14 protein-coding genes and 3 pseudogenes are annotated in these 16,507 nt (G+C 69.1%); 10 read left to right on the plus strand and 7 right to left on the minus strand.

All coding sequences use genetic code 11. The features are described 5' to 3' along the window. Nucleotides 1-128: 128 nt before the first annotated feature. On the plus strand, nt 129-1,820 hold the full coding sequence (locus FJ091_16275; GenBank protein ID MBM4384911.1) for an STAS domain-containing protein: 1,692 nt from the start codon (nt 129-131) through the stop codon (nt 1,818-1,820). Here the strand turns inward: FJ091_16275 and FJ091_16280 are convergent. From FJ091_16280 to FJ091_16305, 6 genes and pseudogenes are all read right to left on the minus strand, one after another. Further along, a pseudogene (locus FJ091_16280) lies at nt 1,817-3,272 on the minus strand (HD domain-containing protein). The gene FJ091_16275 and the pseudogene FJ091_16280 sit on opposite strands and share 4 nt — an antisense overlap. Then, a pseudogene (locus FJ091_16285) lies at nt 3,252-4,043 on the minus strand (HAMP domain-containing protein). Before FJ091_16285 ends, FJ091_16280 begins: the two co-directional pseudogenes overlap by 21 nt. Before the next feature lie 75 nt (nt 4,044-4,118). Beyond that, nucleotides 4,119-4,577, minus strand: a complete 459-nt coding sequence (locus FJ091_16290) for a prepilin-type N-terminal cleavage/methylation domain-containing protein (protein MBM4384912.1) — start codon at nt 4,575-4,577, stop codon at nt 4,119-4,121. Next, complete coding sequence (locus FJ091_16295; protein ID MBM4384913.1) at nt 4,574-5,125, minus strand: hypothetical protein; 552 nt, start codon at nt 5,123-5,125, stop codon at nt 4,574-4,576. The genes FJ091_16290 and FJ091_16295 overlap by 4 nt, the downstream gene beginning before the upstream one ends. Then, nucleotides 5,122-5,493, minus strand: a complete 372-nt coding sequence (locus FJ091_16300; GenBank protein ID MBM4384914.1) for a hypothetical protein — start codon at nt 5,491-5,493, stop codon at nt 5,122-5,124. The genes FJ091_16295 and FJ091_16300 overlap by 4 nt, the downstream gene beginning before the upstream one ends. Before the next feature lie 61 nt (nt 5,494-5,554). Further along, nucleotides 5,555-6,244: a hypothetical protein gene (locus FJ091_16305; GenBank protein ID MBM4384915.1), complete on the minus strand. Its 690-nt coding sequence runs from the start codon at nt 6,242-6,244 to the stop codon at nt 5,555-5,557. Between the two features lie 179 nt (nt 6,245-6,423). On the opposite strand from FJ091_16305, the gene FJ091_16310 reads away from it, so the two are divergent. The 5 genes and pseudogenes from FJ091_16310 to FJ091_16330 all read left to right on the plus strand — a co-directional run bounded on the left by FJ091_16310 (nt 6,424) and on the right by FJ091_16330 (nt 11,264). Then, complete coding sequence (locus tag FJ091_16310; GenBank protein ID MBM4384916.1) at nt 6,424-7,614, plus strand: acyl-CoA dehydrogenase family protein; 1,191 nt, start codon at nt 6,424-6,426, stop codon at nt 7,612-7,614. A 12-nt stretch (nt 7,615-7,626) separates the two neighbouring features. Continuing rightward, nucleotides 7,627-8,601 carry an acyl-CoA/acyl-ACP dehydrogenase gene (locus tag FJ091_16315; GenBank protein MBM4384917.1) on the plus strand — a complete coding sequence of 325 codons (975 nt, stop codon included), beginning with the start codon at nt 7,627-7,629 and terminating at the stop codon, nt 8,599-8,601. Nucleotides 8,602-8,616: 15 nt separating this feature from the next. Then, nucleotides 8,617-8,943: pseudogene (locus FJ091_16320) on the plus strand (GFA family protein). Nucleotides 8,944-9,071: 128 nt separating this feature from the next. Beyond that, nucleotides 9,072-9,488, plus strand: a complete 417-nt coding sequence (locus FJ091_16325; protein ID MBM4384918.1) for a GFA family protein — start codon at nt 9,072-9,074, stop codon at nt 9,486-9,488. A gap of 522 nt (nt 9,489-10,010) precedes the next feature. After that, nucleotides 10,011-11,264, plus strand: a complete 1,254-nt coding sequence (locus FJ091_16330) for a sulfotransferase (protein ID MBM4384919.1) — start codon at nt 10,011-10,013, stop codon at nt 11,262-11,264. A gap of 70 nt (nt 11,265-11,334) precedes the next feature. Here FJ091_16330 and FJ091_16335 read toward each other — a convergent pair whose 3' ends face one another. Next, entirely contained in the window at nt 11,335-12,204 is an 870-nt protein-coding gene (locus tag FJ091_16335) for an SDR family oxidoreductase (protein MBM4384920.1), read from the minus strand. A 171-nt stretch (nt 12,205-12,375) separates the two neighbouring features. Between FJ091_16335 and FJ091_16340 the strand changes: the two genes are divergently transcribed. From FJ091_16340 to FJ091_16355, 4 genes are read left to right on the plus strand one after another with little or no spacing between them, the layout of a single operon-like run. Further along, nucleotides 12,376-13,791, plus strand: coding sequence for a hydroxymethylglutaryl-CoA synthase family protein (locus FJ091_16340; GenBank protein ID MBM4384921.1), 1,416 nt, complete (start codon nt 12,376-12,378; stop codon nt 13,789-13,791). Between the two features lies 1 nt (nt 13,792). Further along, nucleotides 13,793-14,950: an acetyl-CoA acetyltransferase gene (locus tag FJ091_16345; GenBank protein ID MBM4384922.1), complete on the plus strand. Its 1,158-nt coding sequence runs from the start codon at nt 13,793-13,795 to the stop codon at nt 14,948-14,950. Between the two features lie 3 nt (nt 14,951-14,953). After that, nucleotides 14,954-15,757, plus strand: a complete 804-nt coding sequence (locus tag FJ091_16350; GenBank protein MBM4384923.1) for an enoyl-CoA hydratase/isomerase family protein — start codon at nt 14,954-14,956, stop codon at nt 15,755-15,757. Beyond that, the gene (locus tag FJ091_16355; protein MBM4384924.1) at nt 15,757-16,503 is read left to right on the plus strand and encodes an enoyl-CoA hydratase/isomerase family protein; all 747 of its coding nucleotides are present in this window, start codon (nt 15,757-15,759) and stop codon (nt 16,501-16,503) included. The genes FJ091_16350 and FJ091_16355 overlap by 1 nt, the downstream gene beginning before the upstream one ends. Nucleotides 16,504-16,507 lie beyond the last annotated feature (4 nt).

Below are 16,507 nucleotides of genomic sequence, written 5' to 3' on the forward strand. Positions count from 1 at the left end.
ATCGAGTCGCGCTCGCGCACATCGAGCGATCCGAAAGCACGCGCGAGCTGTGGCGGCCTCGGACAGCTGCGCGGGGAGGCCGGATTCCTCGGGACGGAGCAGGCGCGGCGCGTTAACAGTTCGCATCGATGGCGAACGCTCCGACAGCGCCAAGCGGAAGCGACCTCAGCGGGAGACTCGAGCCGAAGCTGGTCACCGTGCTGCGCGAAGGGCTCACTGCGCGCGACGTCGCGAGAGACGCCACTGCGGGGGTGATCGTCGGCATCGTCGCGCTGCCGCTCGCGATCGCGTTCGCGATCGCGTCCGGTGTGTCCACCGCGCAAGGCCTCGCGACCGCGATCGTGGCGGGCTTCCTCATCTCCGCGCTCGGCGGCAGCCGCGTGCAGATCGGCGGGCCGACCGGCGCCTTCGTGGTGATCGTGTACGGCGTGGTGCAGCGCCACGGCGTGGACGGCCTCACGCTCGCGACGCTGCTCGCCGGCGCGATGTTGTTACTGATGGGCTTCGCGCGGCTCGGCACCGTGATCCAGTTCGTGCCGTTCCCGGTGACGGTCGGCTTCACCGCCGGCATCGCGCTGATCATCGCGACCTCGCAGCTGCGCGACGTGCTCGGCCTCGAGATCGCGACGCTTCCGGCAGGCTTCCTCGATCAGATCGCGGCCTACTGGCAGCACGCGGGCGAAGTGAGCCTGTGGGCGCTCGCGATCGGCGGCGGCACGACGCTGCTCGTCGCGCTGTGGCCGCGCATTCTCCCGCGCGTGCCGGGCTCACTCGTGGCGATCGTGCTCGGGACTGCGGCGGTGCAGCTGTTGGGTCTGCCCGTCGAGACGATCGCCGACCGCTTCGGCGCGGTTCCTTCGAGCCTGCCCACACCGCACATCCCGAGCTTCACGCTCGAGCAGGTGCGCGCCGTGTTTCCCGACGCCGTCTCGATCGCGCTGCTCGGCGCGATCGAATCGCTGCTCTCCGCGGTCGTCGCCGACGGCATGGCCGGCACTCGACATCGCTCGAACATGGAGCTCGTCGCGCAGGGCGTCGCGAACCTCGCGTCGCCGCTATTCGGCGGCATTCCGGCGACCGGCGCGATCGCGCGCACCGCCACCAACGTGAAGAACGGCGGGCGCACGCCGATCGCCGGCATCGTCCACTCCCTCACGTTGCTCGCGATCCTCTACCTCGCCGGAAATTGGGCCGGGTTGATTCCGCTCGCGACGCTCGGCGGAATTCTGCTCGTCGTCGCGTGGAACATGAGCGAGCTGCACGTCGTGCGCAGTCTGCTCAAGGCGCCGCGCAGCGACGTGCTCGTGATGGCGTCGACCTTCGTGCTCACGATCGCAATCGACCTCACCGTCGCGATCCAAGTCGGCATGGTGCTCGCGGCCTTCCTGTTCATGCGCCGCATGGCCGAGATCAGCGAGGCCGGTTACGTGCGTCGCATGGCGAGCGAGGAGCCGCGCTCCGACGACCCGGAGGCGAGCGCGCAGCTCGACGTTCCCGACGGCGTCGAGATGTTCGAGCTGTACGGGACACTCTTCTTCGGCGCCGTCGCGAAGTTCAAGGACGCGGTGCGCCAGATGGAGCGGCGCCCTCGCGTGATGATCTTGCGCATACGAGACGTCGTGGTGATCGACGCGTCGGTGATCCGAGCGCTCGAAGATCTGCTCGCGCAGACTCGACGCGACGGCACCACGCTTCTGCTCTCGGGCGTGCATGCCCAGCCCCTCGTCGCGATCGAACGCAGCGGCTTTCTCGATCGCCTCGGCGAGCACAATGCGCTGCCGGACATTCGCAGCGCGTTGGCTCGCGCGCGTGAGATCTAGGCGCGCGCGACGAACCCTAGCCTTGCCGCTTCCTCGATCATCTCGTCGTCGAGCTGCTCCGGATCGAGGTACTCCGCCGCGTAACGCAGGTGCACCTTCTCGCGCACGAACGTCTGGAACAGCTCCGCGTCGATGTGCCCCTCGCCCGCCATCTTCTCGAGGATCGACAGCACCTGACGCAGCGGCATGCCGGGCTTGTAGGGGCGGTCCTTCGCGGTGAGCGCCTCGAACACGTCGGCGAGCCCGAGGATGCGGCCCTGCATCGAGATCTGGTTCTTCATGAGGCCCTGCGGATAGCCCGTGCCGTCCATGCGCTCGTGGTGCGCCCCGGCGATCGCGGGCACGCCGCGCAGCGAACGCGGGTAGGGCAACTGCTCGAGCATCTCGATCGAGGCGACGACGTGGTGGTTGATGATCTCGCGTTCGCGCGCGTTCAGCGTGCCGCGCGAGATCGTGAGGTTCTCGATCTCCTCGTCGCCGAGCAGCGCGCGCTCGGCGCCCGCCGTGTCGCGGAACGCGTAGCGCTCGGCGATCTCGCGCACGCGCCGCTGCGCCGCGGGATCCATGTACTCCCCCCCCGATGTTCGCGCGGCGCAGGAAGGCGCGGTCCTCTTCCAGCGCAGCCAGCTGGGCGGCTACGTCGCCCACCGCGAGCGGCGCGGGGCTCGGTGCGGCGCCCGCCCGCAACAACAAGTCGCGCTTCACGATCTCGAAGCGCGCGTCGACGAGCTCGATGCGGTCGGCGATGCCCTCGAGCTTGGTCGCCTTGTCCTGCACGTGCACCGGCGTCGTGACCTTGCCGCAGTCGTGCAGCAGCGCGGCGATGCGCAGCTCGTAGCGCTCGGCCTCGCTCAGCGTGAAGTCCGCGAGCGGACCCTCGTTCGTGGTGCAGGCGGCGTCGGCGATCAGGTCGGTGAGAATCGGCACGCGGCGGCAGTGCTGGCCCGTGTACGGCGACTTCTCGTCGATCGCGCGCACGATCAGCTGGATCAAGCCCTCGAACAGCGCGCGGAACTCGCTGGCAAGGCGTTCCTTGGTGAGTGCGATCGCGGTCTGCGAAGCGAGCGACTCGGCGATCGTGCGGTCGGCCTCGGGGAACGCAGCGCCGGCGAGCTGGAGCACGCCGATCACGACGCCCTCGTGATTGCGCATCGGCATCGAGAGCGTCTCGAGCGCGCGCTCGTGCTGCTCGGCGTTCGCCACGAGGCAACGCTCGGCGCGCTCGTGCAGCGTGATCTCGTTCGCGGACGCTGCGCCGCTGAGGATGCGGCGCTCCAAGCGATCCGCGTCATCGAGCAAGTAGAGCGCGCCGACCTGCGCGTTCGTGACGTAGCGCTCGCCCTCGACGATCGACCGTAACAAGTGGTCGATCTCGCGCTCGGTCGAGAGCGCGATGCCGACGCCGTTCAGGCGCTGCATCACGCCCACGTGGCGCTCGATGCGCGCCGCCATGGCGTCGAAGCTCGCGCCGAGTGCGGCGAGCTCGTCGTTGCCCACGAGGTTCGCGCGCACCGAGTAGTCGCGCTGTGCGAGCCGCTGCGTCGTGGCGTGCAGCTTCGCGATCGGATCGAGGCTGCGGCGCACCAGAATCGAGCCGAGCAGCCCGACCAACAGCAGCGACGCGAGCGCGACCAGCCCGAACGTGATGCGGAACAGCGCAAGCGGAGCGAGAACGGCGGGCCGCGGCTCGGCGAGCGTTACGCGCCACGCGTCGCTGCCGTACTGCGCGTTCAGAAAGATCTCCCAGCTCTCCGCGATCTGCTCCTCGTCGGAGTCGATGCGCTGCGCATACAGCTCGCCACTCGCGCTCGCGATCGTCACCGCGACGTTTGCGCGCCACGTCTCGGGCGCGAGCACGTACTCCGGCACGATTTCGGCGAGGCGATGCGCGCCGTCGTCGCTGCGGCGCAATAGCTCGATGCGTGCGCCGCGCGTGCGCAGGAGCGGCGCGCCGCCGTCGAGGTGCGAGCGCTCGGCCTCGCTCAGGGTGGAGGCCTCGACCGAGGCGAGGCTGCGCAGCTTGTCCGCGAAGAAGGGATCGCTGGCGCGCGCGCTCGGCGCGGCGATCGCGGCGTCGACCAGCATCAGCCGCTCCAGGACTCCCATCCCGAGCTGCTTCGCCTCGCGTGAGAGGCGTGCGTGCGCGGCGTCTTCCCGCCGCCGCGAAGTCGAGACCCAGGTCAGCGCTGCGAAGAGCGTGATCGGCAGCAGCGCGCTCGTCATCACGACGAGGAAGACGCGGCGCGCGATTCGGCTGTCGAGGAAGCGCCCGCGGATGAAGCCCGGTAGCCGCACGGCCTAATAATTCCGGCCGAGGCCGTAATAGCCGCCGTTCGCGCCGCGCACGACGTCGTCGTGCGCGTTGGGATGGCTCACTTGGCGATGCGTGAGGCCGTCCTTGCCAATGCTGTACAGGTCGAAGTCGGCGTTGATCGGAACATTGAACTGATCTCGACGAGCGGCGATTGGCGGTGGAGCGCTCAACCTCAGATACACGTAGGGTCGTCCCCAAGGATCGTTCTTCGAGAGCCCCGCAGCAGCGAGGGACGCTGGCAGCGCCTCGTCGTTGATCTTCTTGACGTCGAGGTGAACGCCGATTCCCTTCAGATCGACGATCGCCTTCGCCACGCGCACGCGCTCGATGTAGCCGCGGTAGTTCGTGATCCCGAGCGCGGCCATCACGCCGACGATCGCGATCGCGATCGACAGCTCGACGAGCGTGAAGCCCGCCGTACGCCGGATGGCCTGGCGCCTCACTGGGTCCCGGGTCGAAGCCGCAGCGCCTTGCACGCCGCTTCGACCTCGCCGGCAAGGGCGAGTGCGCCCGACTCGCCGCGATCGCTCGCCCACTCCGAGAGCGCCGCTACGCACTCTTCGAGCTCGCCGAGGCGAACCTCTCGTTCGCGCAGCGCATCCAGCATCTCGTTCAGCTCGGCGGTCTCTTCCTGGACGTAGTCGGTGGCGCGAATCGTGACCGCCTCTGGAACGCGCCCCTCGCGAATTGCCCGGAACGCGGCGACGAACCGGAACAGCGGCCCCCGCATCCGCGCGTAAAGAGCCCAGCAGCAGATCGCGGTCGAGCAGAGTGCGACGAACACGACGGGCCAGAACGCTGCGTGGAGATCGAGAATGTGCTGCGTCAGCGCGCCCATCGCCTCGAGCGACTGGATGCTCGCGTCGAAGCGCTGAAACAGCGGCACGAAGAGCGCGACGGCGAGCGTCAGCAGCAGTCCGCCCGTGAAACACGTCGGCACCCAGAACAAGTGCGCGCGCAGGGAAGGGTTCGCGAACAAGGTCTTGCTCATCGCATGCCCCAGTCGCGCGGAGCGCGCGTCCAGCGCTCGGGGCGATCGCCGAGCTGAAGCCTTGCGGCTGCGCCGCTCTCCAGCCGGAGGCGCAACTCCATGTCGCCCTCGCCGTCGGCGCCGTAGGTCACGCTGTAGGTCGTGGAGCCATCTGAGTTCGCGAGAGTGTCGACGTCCCGCACACGGAAGCTCTCGTCGCTCACACCTTCGAACGTCAGGAGGCTCGGGGAGATCGACAGGGAATGACCTGCGTAGCGGGGATCGTCCGAGATCCAGCGCCCTGCGAGCTCGCTCGGGAGGTAAGCCTGTGCCTTGCACGCGAGCGCAAACCCGGCCGCAAGCCAAAGCGTGCGCGTACAAATCCGCATGAGCGGCCCCCCACGCGCACTCTTCGGTACGAGAGGCGGGCTTCTTGAAGGAGAGCCGCGGCTAGCGACTCCCCCTGCGCAGGACGGGCAGTACGCCCACTGCAAGCAGGATCAGAGTCGCGGGCTCGGGGACGATCACGGTGATCATGTCGATCGTGCCACGAAGGGAGAGGTGGTCTCGACCGGCAGTTCGCGGGTCGAAGACCTCGATGACGAGCTCAAAGGCCTGGTCGTCAGGTCCGTAGTCAGCGCGGTTCCAATTCGCGTCGGCGAGCAGGTCGGATATCGCGGCCTTGCCGGTGTAGTCGAAGAGAGACCCGGCCGTGTAGCCCGTTCCCCAACTGACGCCGGGATCGAGGCTCCCAACACCCGATAGGCCGAGCACGAGCCATCCCGCCGTGTCGAGATTTGGGAGGGTGAATCCGTTCTCGATGCCCAACACGAGAGGATTGGCCGCATCGAAGATGTAGTTGCCCACCGACACCATCACGCTCGACGAGGCTGCGGGAACAACCCAGTCGCCATAGGTCGGGTCGGGCTCTCGGTCGAATGCCGCGGTGAGGTCGTAGACGATCGTTGCCGTGTACGGCACGCCAACTGTGATCGAGCCGTTTGTCACCGAGTTCGAGTCATCGGAGACCGTGATCGAGCCGGCAACGAGCAGCGTCACGGTCGTCGCCGACGCACTCGTCGCCCCCAGCGCCAGCACAGCAGCGGCGGCACTCAACAGCGAACGCATGGCGGCACCCATGGCCCCTCCTGGGTAGAGCGGGGCGATCCTACTACGACGCGGTCGCGACTCGCGCCGCCTTTCCGCCGGAATTCGCCGAAACGCGAGCAGCGCAAGCGCCTTTGGCATTCGCGTCCGTGCCTTGTTCCTCGCGCCCTCACTGCGCAAAGCTCCGCTTCTTCCCGCGCGAAAGGGCTGCGATGGACCTGCGTTACTCCGAGGCCGACGAGAAGTTCCGCGCTGAGCTGCGCGGTTGGCTCGCGGACGCGGTCCCGAAGCACGGGCCGCCGCCGCCGCGCCACGACTGGGACGCGCGCCGCACCTGGGACATGGGCTGGCAGCGAAAGCTCTTCGAGGCGGGCTACGCGGGCGTGAACTGGCCCAAGGAGTACGGCGGACGCGGCGCGACGCTGACCGAGGAGCTCGTCTACTACGAAGAGACGGCGCGCGCGAAGGCGCCGTACGTCGGGATGGGCTTCGTCGGCCTGCGCCACGGTGGGCCGACGCTGATCGCCGAAGGCACGGAGCTGCAGAAGAAGCGCCACCTGCCGCGCATCCTGCGCGGCGAGGAAGTGTGGTGTCAGGGCTTCTCGGAGCCGACCGCGGGCTCCGACCTCGCGGCGCTGAAGACGGCGGCCGTGCGCGACGGCGACCACTACGTCGTCACGGGCCACAAGATCTGGACCTCGTTCGCTCAGCGCGCCGACTTCTGCGAGTTGTTAGTGCGCACGAATCCGGCGGCGCCCAAGCACAAGGGCATCAGCTGGATGATCCTCCCGATGAACCTGCCCGGCATCGAGATTCGGCCCCTGCCGACGCTGCGAGGTGAGAGCGACTTCAGCGAGATGTTCCTCGAGAGCGTGCGCATTCCGGCGGAGAACATCGTCGGTGCCGAGAACGATGGCTGGCGCATCACGAACGTGACGCTGCGCTTCGAGCGCGGCACGGCGTGGGCCGCGGACATCATCGAGCTCACTCAGTACCTGCGCGACATGGCGCAGCTCGCGAAGCGCCTCACGAGCGACGGCGCGGCCGCATGGGAGGACCGCGCGCTGCGCCGCGAGCTCGGGCATCTCGCCGCGGAGGCCGACGCGCTCTGGGCGCTGATGAAGTGGCAGATCGGCGAGGTACAGAAGACTGGCGTGCCGGGCCTCGGCGGCTCGGCGTTGAAGCTCGCCTACACCGAGCTGAATCAGCGCGCATACGAGTTCGGCCACCGTCTGCTCTCGCGCGCGGGCCTCGTGCGCGACGACTACGCCGCGCTGCCCGTCGTCGAAGTGAACGACACGTTCCTGAACTCGCTCTCGCTCACGATCGCCGCGGGCTCGAGCCAGATTCAGCGCAACATCGTGTCGGAGCGCATCCTCGGCATGCCGCGCGAGCCCAGGTAACCAGGTGCATTCATGAACTTCTCGCTCAACGAAGACCAGCTCGCGCTCCAGCAAGGCATTCGGGATTTCTGCGACCAGGAGTTCCCCGTCGACAAGCTCGCGGCGCTCGAGAAGGAGCCGGTGACGCGCGAGCGCTGGAAGCAGCTCGCGGAGATGGGCGTGTTCTCGCTGCGCCTGCCGGAAGCGCAAGGCGGCGTGGGCCTCGGCATGGCGGAGGCCGTGCTCGTGTTCGCCGAGCTCGGGCGGCGCCTCGTGCCGGGGCCGCTCGTGTGGACTCATCTCGCCGCGGGCGCGATCGACGGCGCCGCGAGCGGCGACGCGATCGTGGGTGGTCTCGACGACACGCATCCGACGAATCGCCCGCAGCTCGTCGAGCATGCGGGCGCGCTCGACGCGTTCGTGTTGTTACGGAGGAGCGGGCTCTCGCGCGCGGCCAGCAGCGCGCTCGCAGGCCGCGACTTCGAGACGCCGCTCGATCCGCTGACGCCGATGCGCCACGTCGCGCAGCTGCCAGCGGGCGCAGCGTGCGGCGACGCCGCGGCCGCTGCGCGCTGGCGCCGCGACGGCGCGCTGCTCACGGCCGCGTTTCAGCTCGGCATCGCGGAGACCTCGCTCGAGCTCGCGGTCGAGTATGCGAAGAAGCGCGAGCAGTTCGATCGCCCGATCGCCGGCTTTCAGGCGATCAAGCACTTCGCCGCCGACATGCACGTGCGCGTCGAGCTGGCCCGCGCCGCGGTGTACGCCGCCGGCGCAACGTGCGACGACGCCGCGATCGGCGACCCGCAGCGCGCCGCCTCGGCCGCGCGCGTCGTGGCCGGCGAGGCCGCGCTCAAGAACGCGCGCATGTGCATCCAGATCTACGGCGGCATGGGCTTCACGTGGGAGATGCCGCCGCACTACTTCCTGAAGCGCGCGCTCGTGCTCGAGCACGCGTTCGGCACGGTGGACGATCACAGCGCGATCGTGGCGGAGAGCGCAGTCTCCTGACGACTGGAGGCGAGGATGATCACCGGCAGCTGCTTGTGCGGCGACATCGCGTGGGAGGTCGCTCAGCAGCCGGCGTGGATGACGCACTGCCACTGCTCGCTGTGCCGCAAGGCGCACGGCACGGCGTTCAGCACGTTCGTCGGCGTGCCGGCGAGCGCGTTTCGCTTCACGCGCGGCGAGGCGAGTGTGCGTGGGTTCGCGTCGTCCTCGGCGCTCGAGCGCACCTTCTGCCCGCGCTGCGGCTCGAAGTTGCCCGTGCGCTGGCAGGACGAAGTGCAGATGCCCGCGGCTTCGCTCGACGGAGCTCTCGGCGCGAAGCCGAGCAAGCACATCTTCGTCGCGTCGAAGGCGCCGTGGCACGAGATCCGCGACGCGCTTCCGCAGCACGCTGGTTCGGGGTCGAGCGATCCGGAGTTTCCCACGCGTCGCCACAGCGAGCCCGCGCCGGGAGTCTCGCGCGGCGCGTGCCTGTGCGGCGCCGTCGGGTTCGAGATCGACACACCCCTCACAGGTGCAACACGTGCTGTCACTGCTCGCGCTGCAAGGCGCGCGGCGCCGCGCATGCGTCGAACGCGTTCGTCTCGCTCGAGAACTTCCGCTGGCTGCGCGGCGAGGAGCGTCTGCGCTCCTACAAGGTTCCGGAGGCGGAGCGCTTTACGCAGTTCTTCTGCGCCGATTGCGGCAGCCCGCAGCCGGGCGTGAATCGCACGCTCGGCCGCGTGGTGATTCCGTGTGGCGCGTTCGAGGACGACCCAGGCCTGCGCGAGGCGCGCCACATCTTCGCGCCGTTCCGCGCAGCTTGGTTCGAGATTGCCGACGACTTGCCGCAGTACGAGGCCTATCCGCCGCCGCCGTGGCCGCTGGCATCCGTGGCAAAGGTCACCTGAACACCCGTACCTGCGTCACCTCGCTCGCGCTGGGTGCCACCGATATGGCAAAGCAGGAGGCCTCAACATGCGACACCTCACATCATCCTTGTTAGGGGCGAGCCTACTCTTCGCGAGCTCGGCATGGGCCGAAGGTGACAAGGGTCCGGAATGGGACGACTCGCACATGCGGAGTCGACACCAGGAGTTTCGCAGCGAGGAGCGCCCGCGCATCACGGGGGAGTCTGGCTACGGCGCTCTTCAGAGTGGAAGCGCGACGACGAGCACGGCGGTGAGCCCCGAGCTCGAGTACACGAGTCAGCGCCAGTGGATTCAGGGGGCACTGTCGTCGAGCTCTTCGAGCAAGGCGCCGGCCACGGTGAAGTCGTCGGGGGACAAGACCTCCGGCATTTCGCGCGGTTCTTCGCTTCGCGGTTCGAGCACCCGCGGCCGCAGCCGTCGGTAGCGAGCGAGGCGAGCAGCCTCTTCGGAGCGGGCCGACTCGGCTTGTGACGCGCGCGCGGGTAGGCAAACTGCGCGCGCATGTCGCACGCGCCGCCGCCGCCGTTTCGTCCGCCGCCGATCCGCGCGTTCAATGCCGCCGGCCGCTTCGCGGCACGCCTCGGCGTGCGCGGCTTCGCGTTCGACGAAGACGTGGTGCTGTCGGCCGCGCGCGCGCAGGCGAAGCTCGACGACTTCGGGCCCGCCAGCTTTCTCCCCGGGCTTCGTACGCTGATCGCGTCGCTCGAGCGCGACGCCAAGCTGAACGCGTTCGGCCGGTACTTCGCCAGGCGCCAGCTCGTCGAGCTGTTGGTGACGCGGCTGCGCCTCGTTCACTGGCGCACGTGCAACCCGGAAGTCGAGAAGCAAGAGATCGTCCGCCCGCTGTTCGTGCTCGGGCTCCCGCGCACCGGCACGACTCTGCTCTACAGCCTCCTCGCGCTCGATCCCGCGCATCGCTCGCCGCTCTCGTGGGAGGTGGACGATCCGTGTCCCCCACCCGAGGGCGCGAGCTACGAGAGTGATCCTCGCATCGACCAGAGCGCATGGCGCTTCAGGCAGCTGGAGCAGCTCGCTCCGGGCATCCAGGCGATCCATCCCGTGGGCGCGTCGCTGCCGCAGGAGTGCATCGTCATCACGGCGTCGGAGTTCATGTCGATCCGCTTCGAGATGACCTTCGACGTGGCGAGTTATCAGGACTGGCTGCTCGAAGCCGACATGACGGGTTGTTATGCCTGGCACAAGCGCTTCCTGCAGCACCTCCAGTCGCGCTACGCGAAGGAGCGTTGGGTGCTGAAGTCGCCCGGCCACCTCGGCGCGATCGACGCGCTGCTCGCCGCCTACCCCGACGCGCGCATCGTGCAGACGCACCGCGATCCGCGGCGCGTCGTGCCCTCGGTGTCGTCGCTGGAGTGGACGCTGCGCGGCGTCGCGAGCGACGCGCAGGATCCGCGCGCGCTCGGCCGGCAGCAGCTGCGCGCTTGGTCGCGCACGCTGCGCGCTGGCATGGAGGCGCGGGCGCGGAACGCGGCGCGCGAGGGCCAGTTCGCGGACCTGCACTTCCGCGAGATCGCGCGCGATCCGATCGCGTGCGTGCGGCGCATCTACGAGCGCTTCGGGTTCACGTACACGCCCGCGTTCGAGCAGCGCATGAGCGAGTACGTCGCTGCGCACCCGCGCGAAGAGCACGGCGCGCACCGCTACACGCTCGAAGGATTCGGTCTGCACGCGGGCGAAGTCGACGCCGCGTTTGCCGACTACTGCGCGCGCTTCGAGGTGCAGCGCGAAGAGGCGTAGCGCTGCGGCCGACGTCATCGCGCGAGCACGGCGGCGCGAGCGCGGCGCCGCAGGCCTCGTTGGCGCTGGGCTACTTCGCCTCGATTCCGTACATGCGCCGCAGCAGCGCCTGGAGCGCACGCTCGGGCAGCGCATTCAGCAGCGCACGCTGGAGGCGTGACGCCGCGGGCACGAAGTAGGTCTCGCGCGGACGGCGCGCGGTCGCGGCGCGCACCACGACATCGGCGACTGCGTCTGGCGGCAGCGCGCCCGCGACCTGCTTCTCGGCGAACACCTCGAGGTCGAGCAGCAGCTTGCGGTAAGGGTGGTCGTCGCTTTGGCGCAGGTGCTCCACCGACGCCTTCGTGTTCGCGAACGTCTCGGTGTCGACGAAGCCGCACACCACGTGCGAGAGCGCGATCCCGAACGGCGCGAGCTCGAGGCGCAAGCTGCGCGTCGCCATCTCCATGCCCGCCTTCGTCGCCGCGTACGTGACCGCGATCGGCGCCGGCACGTTGCCCGCGAGCGAGCCGATGTTGATCACGCGGCCGCCGCCCTGCGCGCGCATCGCGGGTGTGACGAGGCCCGTGAGGTGAATCGCGGCGATCAGGTTCACCTCGAACGTACGCGTCATATCGGCGCGCGGGAGCAGCTCGACCGGCGCACCGGGGCTCGCGCCCGCGTTGTTCACGAGCACGTCGACGCGGCCCCACTCGCGCAGTGTGCGCGCCACGAGCTCGGTGCAGTCGGCCTCGCGCGAAAGATCGGCCGCGACCGGCAGTGCGTTGCCGCCCTCCGCGGCGATCTCCTTCGCGAGCGCCTCGAGCCGCTCGAGCCTGCGCGCGGCGAGCGCCACACGAAAGCCGGCGCGCGCGAGCGCCCGCGCTGCTGCGGCGCCGATGCCGGAGGAAGCGCCGGTGACGATGGCGACGCGGGGCGAAGAGCCGGAGGTGTTGGTCATGCTCGAGAAGATTGCGCGCGGCGCGGGGACGTTCCGCGGGTGCGTCAACGTGGAGCGCGCGCGAATCCGCCTTTGACCGCGCCGATCTCGCCTGGTTACGATACGCCCCGGCTCGAAATTCACCCCGCGGGCGACCCGACTCGGCGCGCCCAGCGGCCCCGGAGGCTGCGCATGCCCGGCATCGTCTCGTTCGGCGCCTACATCCCACCGACGCGCCTCGGTTTTTCGGTGATGGCGGGCCGCGCTCCGAAGGATGGGGGCCCCGAACGCTCCGTCGCGTGGAACGACGAGGACGCCGTCACGATGGGCGTCACCGCGGGCGTGAACTGCCTGCGCGGCTTCGATCGCGCGAGCGTGGATGCGCTGCTCTTCGCGTCGACCACCTACGCGTTCAAGGAGAAACAGGCTGCGGCGCTCGTCGCGAAGGCGCTCGACCTGCGCCGCGACGTGCGCACCACCGATGTCTCGGGCTCCCTGCGCGCGGGCACCGACGCGCTGCACGCTGCCTTCGACGCGGTCGCCGCCGGCAGCGCGCGCCGCGTGCTCGTGATCGCGAGCGATGCGCGGCTCGGTGCGCCGGGCTCGGGGCTCGAACAGAATTTTGGCGACGGTGCGGCCGCGTTCCTGATCGGCGGCGCGGATGCGATCGCCACGTTCGAGGGCGCGTACGCAATCTCGGACGAGATCGTCGACACGTGGCGCAGCGAGGGCGACCCCTTCGTGCACTCGTGGGAAGAGCGCTTCGTCGTGCAGGAGGGCTACACGCCCGGCGTCACGGAAGTGGTGCGCGGCCTGTGCGCGAAGCTCGGCGCAAGGGCCGGCGACTTCTCGAAGGTCGCGCTGTTCGGCCCCGATGCGCGCAGTCATCAGGGCGCCGCGCGCGCGCTGAAGCTCGACGCGGCGAAGCTCGTCGACCCGCTGTTCGGAAAGCTCGGCAATGCCGGCGTCGCGTTTGCGCCGCTGTTGTTATGCGCGGCGCTCGAGAGCGCGAAGCAGGGCGAGCGCGTGCTGCTCGCCGCGTACGGCGACGGCGGCGAAGCGCTGGCGTTCGCGGTGACGGATCACATCGGCAAGCTCGAGCCGCGCCGCGGCGTCGCCTGGCACCTCGCGCGCCGCCGCGCCGTCGCGAGCTACGACCGCTATCGCGCGGCGCGTGGCCTCGACACCAAGGAGTACGCCGCGGGCCGCGATCAAGGCCTCAGCGCCACGATCCACTTCCGGGAACGAGAGGAAGACGTCGCGTTCAAGGGCCAGAAGTGCAACCGCTGCGGCGGCGTGCAGTTCCCGATCCAGCGCATCTGCGAGCGCTGCTTCGCGAAGGACGACTTCGAGCTGGTGCGCCTCTCGGATCGCATCGGCACGGTGCTGACGTACACGTTCGACTTCTTCTTCCCCACGCCGGATCCGCCGACGGTCGTGACCGTGACGGAGATCGACGGTGCGCGCGTGCACCTCCAGCTCGTGAACGTCAAGCCGGAGCAGGTGCGTCTCGGCCTGCCCGTCGAGTTCGAGTTCCGCCGCGTCCACCAAGGCGGCGGCAGACCTAATTACTACTGGAAGGGCGTGCCCCTTCCGGAGGGAAACTGAGATGCGCATCGACGCGCTTCGCGACAAAGCCGCCGTCGTCGGCGTCGGCTGCTGCCAGTTTGGCGAGAACTGGGACAAGGCGCCGAGCGACATGATCGTCGACGCGGCGTACGAGGCCTACGCCGACGCCGGCATCGAGAACCCGCAGCGCCAGATCGACGCGGTGTTCACCGGCTCGATTTACTCGAACAAGGGCCCGCTCGAGTGCAGCGACGCGCTGAAGCTGTTCGGCAAGCCCGTGACGATGGTCAGCAATTACTGCGCGACGGGCACCGACGCGTTCCGCATGGCGGTGATGACTATCGCGGCGGGCGTGTACGACACGGTGCTCGTGGTCGGATACGACAAGCCCAAGGACCGCGGCGTCTCCGGCCCGAGCGTGATGATGGATCGCGTGCGCGATCTGCCGCAGACGCCCGCGGGCTGGTTCTCGCTGTGCGCGTCGACCTACTTCGCGAAGTACGGCGCGGGCCGCGAGGAGCTCGCGAAGATCGCGGTGAAGAACCACAAGAACGGCTGCCTCGCGCCCAACAGCTTTCTGAAGCGCGAGATCACGGTCGAGGAAGCGCTGAACGGGCGCATGATCTCGTGGCCCTTCGGGCTGTACGACTGCGCGGCGCAAACGGATGGCGCCGCCGCCGCGATCGTGACGCGCGCGGACCTTGCGAAGAGCTACGGGCCGGATCGCATTCTCGTGAAGGGCGTGAGCATCATGTCGGGCCCGAATCCTCAGAAAGATCCGGGCAACGACTTTCTGTCGTGGAAGCCGACGGGCTGGGCCGCCGCGGAGGTCTACGCGCAGGCCGGCATCACCAGGCCGTTCGACGAGATCGACGTCGCCCAGGTGCACGACTGCTTCACGCTCACCGAGCTGCTCACGTACGAGGATCTCGGCTTCATCGAGAAGGGCTCCGCCAAGGAGCACATCGCGAGCGGCACGTTCGAGTTGTCAGGCGAGCTGCCCGTGAACACCGATGGCGGCCTCAAGGCCTTCGGTCACCCGACCGGCGCGACAGGCGTGCGCATGATCTACGAGAACGTGCAGCAGCTGCGCGGCAAAGCGGGCAAGCGCCAGGTGAAGGACGCGCGCGTCGCGCTCAGCCACAACATCGGCGGTCACCCGACCGCGTGCGGGATCGCGATCATCGCCAAGGAGTAGGTGATGCCCGGAACGGTGCATTTCGAAAAGTCCGGCGGCGTCGCCACGCTCACGCTCGACAACCCGAAGGCGCGCAACGCCTTCGACTACGAGATGACGCAACAGCTGCGGCGCTACTGGGGCGAGATCTCGCGCGATCCCGAGGTGGTGTGCGCAGTCGTTACGGGCGCGGGCGAGAAGGCCTTCTGCACCGGCTGGGACATCACCTCGACTGCGAGCGGCGACTCGCAGCACTACGCGACGGGGAGGCGCCTCGACGCGCCGTACTCGCAGATCACCGCGCTGCAGAACCGCTGCTGGAAGCCCGTGATCACCGCCGTGAACGGCATGTGCGTCGGCGGCGGGCTGCACTTCGTCGCGGACAGCGACCTCGTGATCGCGGCGGAGGGCGCGACGTTCTTCGACACGCACTGCGAGGTCGGTCTCGTCTCCGCGCTCGAGCCCGCGAGCCTCGCGCGCAAGATTCCGCTCGACGCGGTGATGCGCATGGCGCTGCTCGGGAGCGCGGAGCGCATGAGCGCCGCGCGAGCGCGGGAGATCGGCCTCGTGGGCGAGGTGGTGCCCGCGGCGAACCTGATGACTCGCGCGCGCGAGCTCGCGGACACGATCGCGCGCTACTCGCCCACCGCGCTGGCGCGCACCAAGCGCGCGATCTGGACGAGCCTCGAGCACGGCATCGAAGAGGGCCTCGACGCCGCGCACGACATCCTCGACGCACACAGCGCGCACCCCGACATGGTCGAGGGCACGAAGGCGTTCCTCGAGAAGAGGAAGCCGAAGTGGGCGCCGTACACGGGTGAGGGCTGATGCCGAGTTTCATCCTCACCGAGGTCGCCGACGGCGTCGGCACGATCACGCTGAATCGCCCCGAGAAGCTGAACGCCTACACCACCGAGATGGGCGACGAGGTGACCTCCGCGATCCGCGCGTGGCGCGACGATGCCGCGGTGCGCGCGGTGGTGATTACGGGAGCGGGCCGCGGCTTCTGCGCAGGCGTCGACCTCGAGCACTTGAAGGCGCATCAGGCGGGCGCGAACGCCTCGAAGGGCCCGCGGCTCGGCGAAGAGGACTTTCTCAAGAAGCTGCCGCTCGAGATGGCCTCGTATCCGAAGCCACTCATCGCGGCGGTGAACGGCGCCGCGATCGGCGTCGGTGTCACGATGATCCTGCCGTGCGACATCCGCATCGCGGCCGAGGGCGCGAAGATCGGCTTCGCGTTCGCGAAGCTCGGCATCCTCGCGGGCCTCGGCAGCACGCACCTACTCCCGCGCATCGTCGGCCGCGCGAAGGCGCTGGAGCTGCTGATGAGCGCGCGCACGATCCTGGCCGACGAAGCGCTCGCGTGCGGGCTCGTGAACCGCGTCGTGCCTGCGGACAAGCTGATGAGCGAAGTGCGCGAGCTCGCGAAATCGATCGCAGCGAATCCGGCGCCCGCGGTCGAAGCGGCCAAGGCGGGCATCAACTTCGGCCACGAGCACGCGATGCAGGAAGCGATGCGCAACGAAGAGCGGCTGAGCGCAGAGCTGCGCGAGAGGATGGGAAGGAAGGGATAGGCCC

It is taken from the genome of Deltaproteobacteria bacterium, assembly GCA_016875395.1.
Classification (GTDB): Bacteria; Myxococcota_A; UBA9160; order UBA9160; family UBA6930; genus VGRF01.

What these genes read in the sequence shown, in the direction of transcription:
- FJ091_16275 (MBM4384911.1), top strand. Translation starts at nt 129, where the DNA reads ATGGCGAACGCTCCGACAGCGCCAAGCGGAAGCGACCTCAGCGGGAGA.
- FJ091_16295 (MBM4384913.1), bottom strand. Translation starts at nt 5,125, where the DNA reads ATGAGCAAGACCTTGTTCGCGAACCCTTCCCTGCGCGCGCACTTGTTC.
- FJ091_16300 (MBM4384914.1), bottom strand. Translation starts at nt 5,493, where the DNA reads ATGCGGATTTGTACGCGCACGCTTTGGCTTGCGGCCGGGTTTGCGCTC.
- FJ091_16305 (MBM4384915.1), bottom strand. Translation starts at nt 6,244, where the DNA reads ATGGGTGCCGCCATGCGTTCGCTGTTGAGTGCCGCCGCTGCTGTGCTG.
- FJ091_16310 (MBM4384916.1), top strand. Translation starts at nt 6,424, where the DNA reads ATGGACCTGCGTTACTCCGAGGCCGACGAGAAGTTCCGCGCTGAGCTG.
- FJ091_16315 (MBM4384917.1), top strand. Translation starts at nt 7,627, where the DNA reads ATGAACTTCTCGCTCAACGAAGACCAGCTCGCGCTCCAGCAAGGCATT.
- FJ091_16330 (MBM4384919.1), top strand. Translation starts at nt 10,011, where the DNA reads ATGTCGCACGCGCCGCCGCCGCCGTTTCGTCCGCCGCCGATCCGCGCG.
- FJ091_16335 (MBM4384920.1), bottom strand. Translation starts at nt 12,204, where the DNA reads ATGACCAACACCTCCGGCTCTTCGCCCCGCGTCGCCATCGTCACCGGC.
- FJ091_16340 (MBM4384921.1), top strand. Translation starts at nt 12,376, where the DNA reads ATGCCCGGCATCGTCTCGTTCGGCGCCTACATCCCACCGACGCGCCTC.
- FJ091_16345 (MBM4384922.1), top strand. Translation starts at nt 13,793, where the DNA reads ATGCGCATCGACGCGCTTCGCGACAAAGCCGCCGTCGTCGGCGTCGGC.
- FJ091_16350 (MBM4384923.1), top strand. Translation starts at nt 14,954, where the DNA reads ATGCCCGGAACGGTGCATTTCGAAAAGTCCGGCGGCGTCGCCACGCTC.
- FJ091_16355 (MBM4384924.1), top strand. Translation starts at nt 15,757, where the DNA reads ATGCCGAGTTTCATCCTCACCGAGGTCGCCGACGGCGTCGGCACGATC.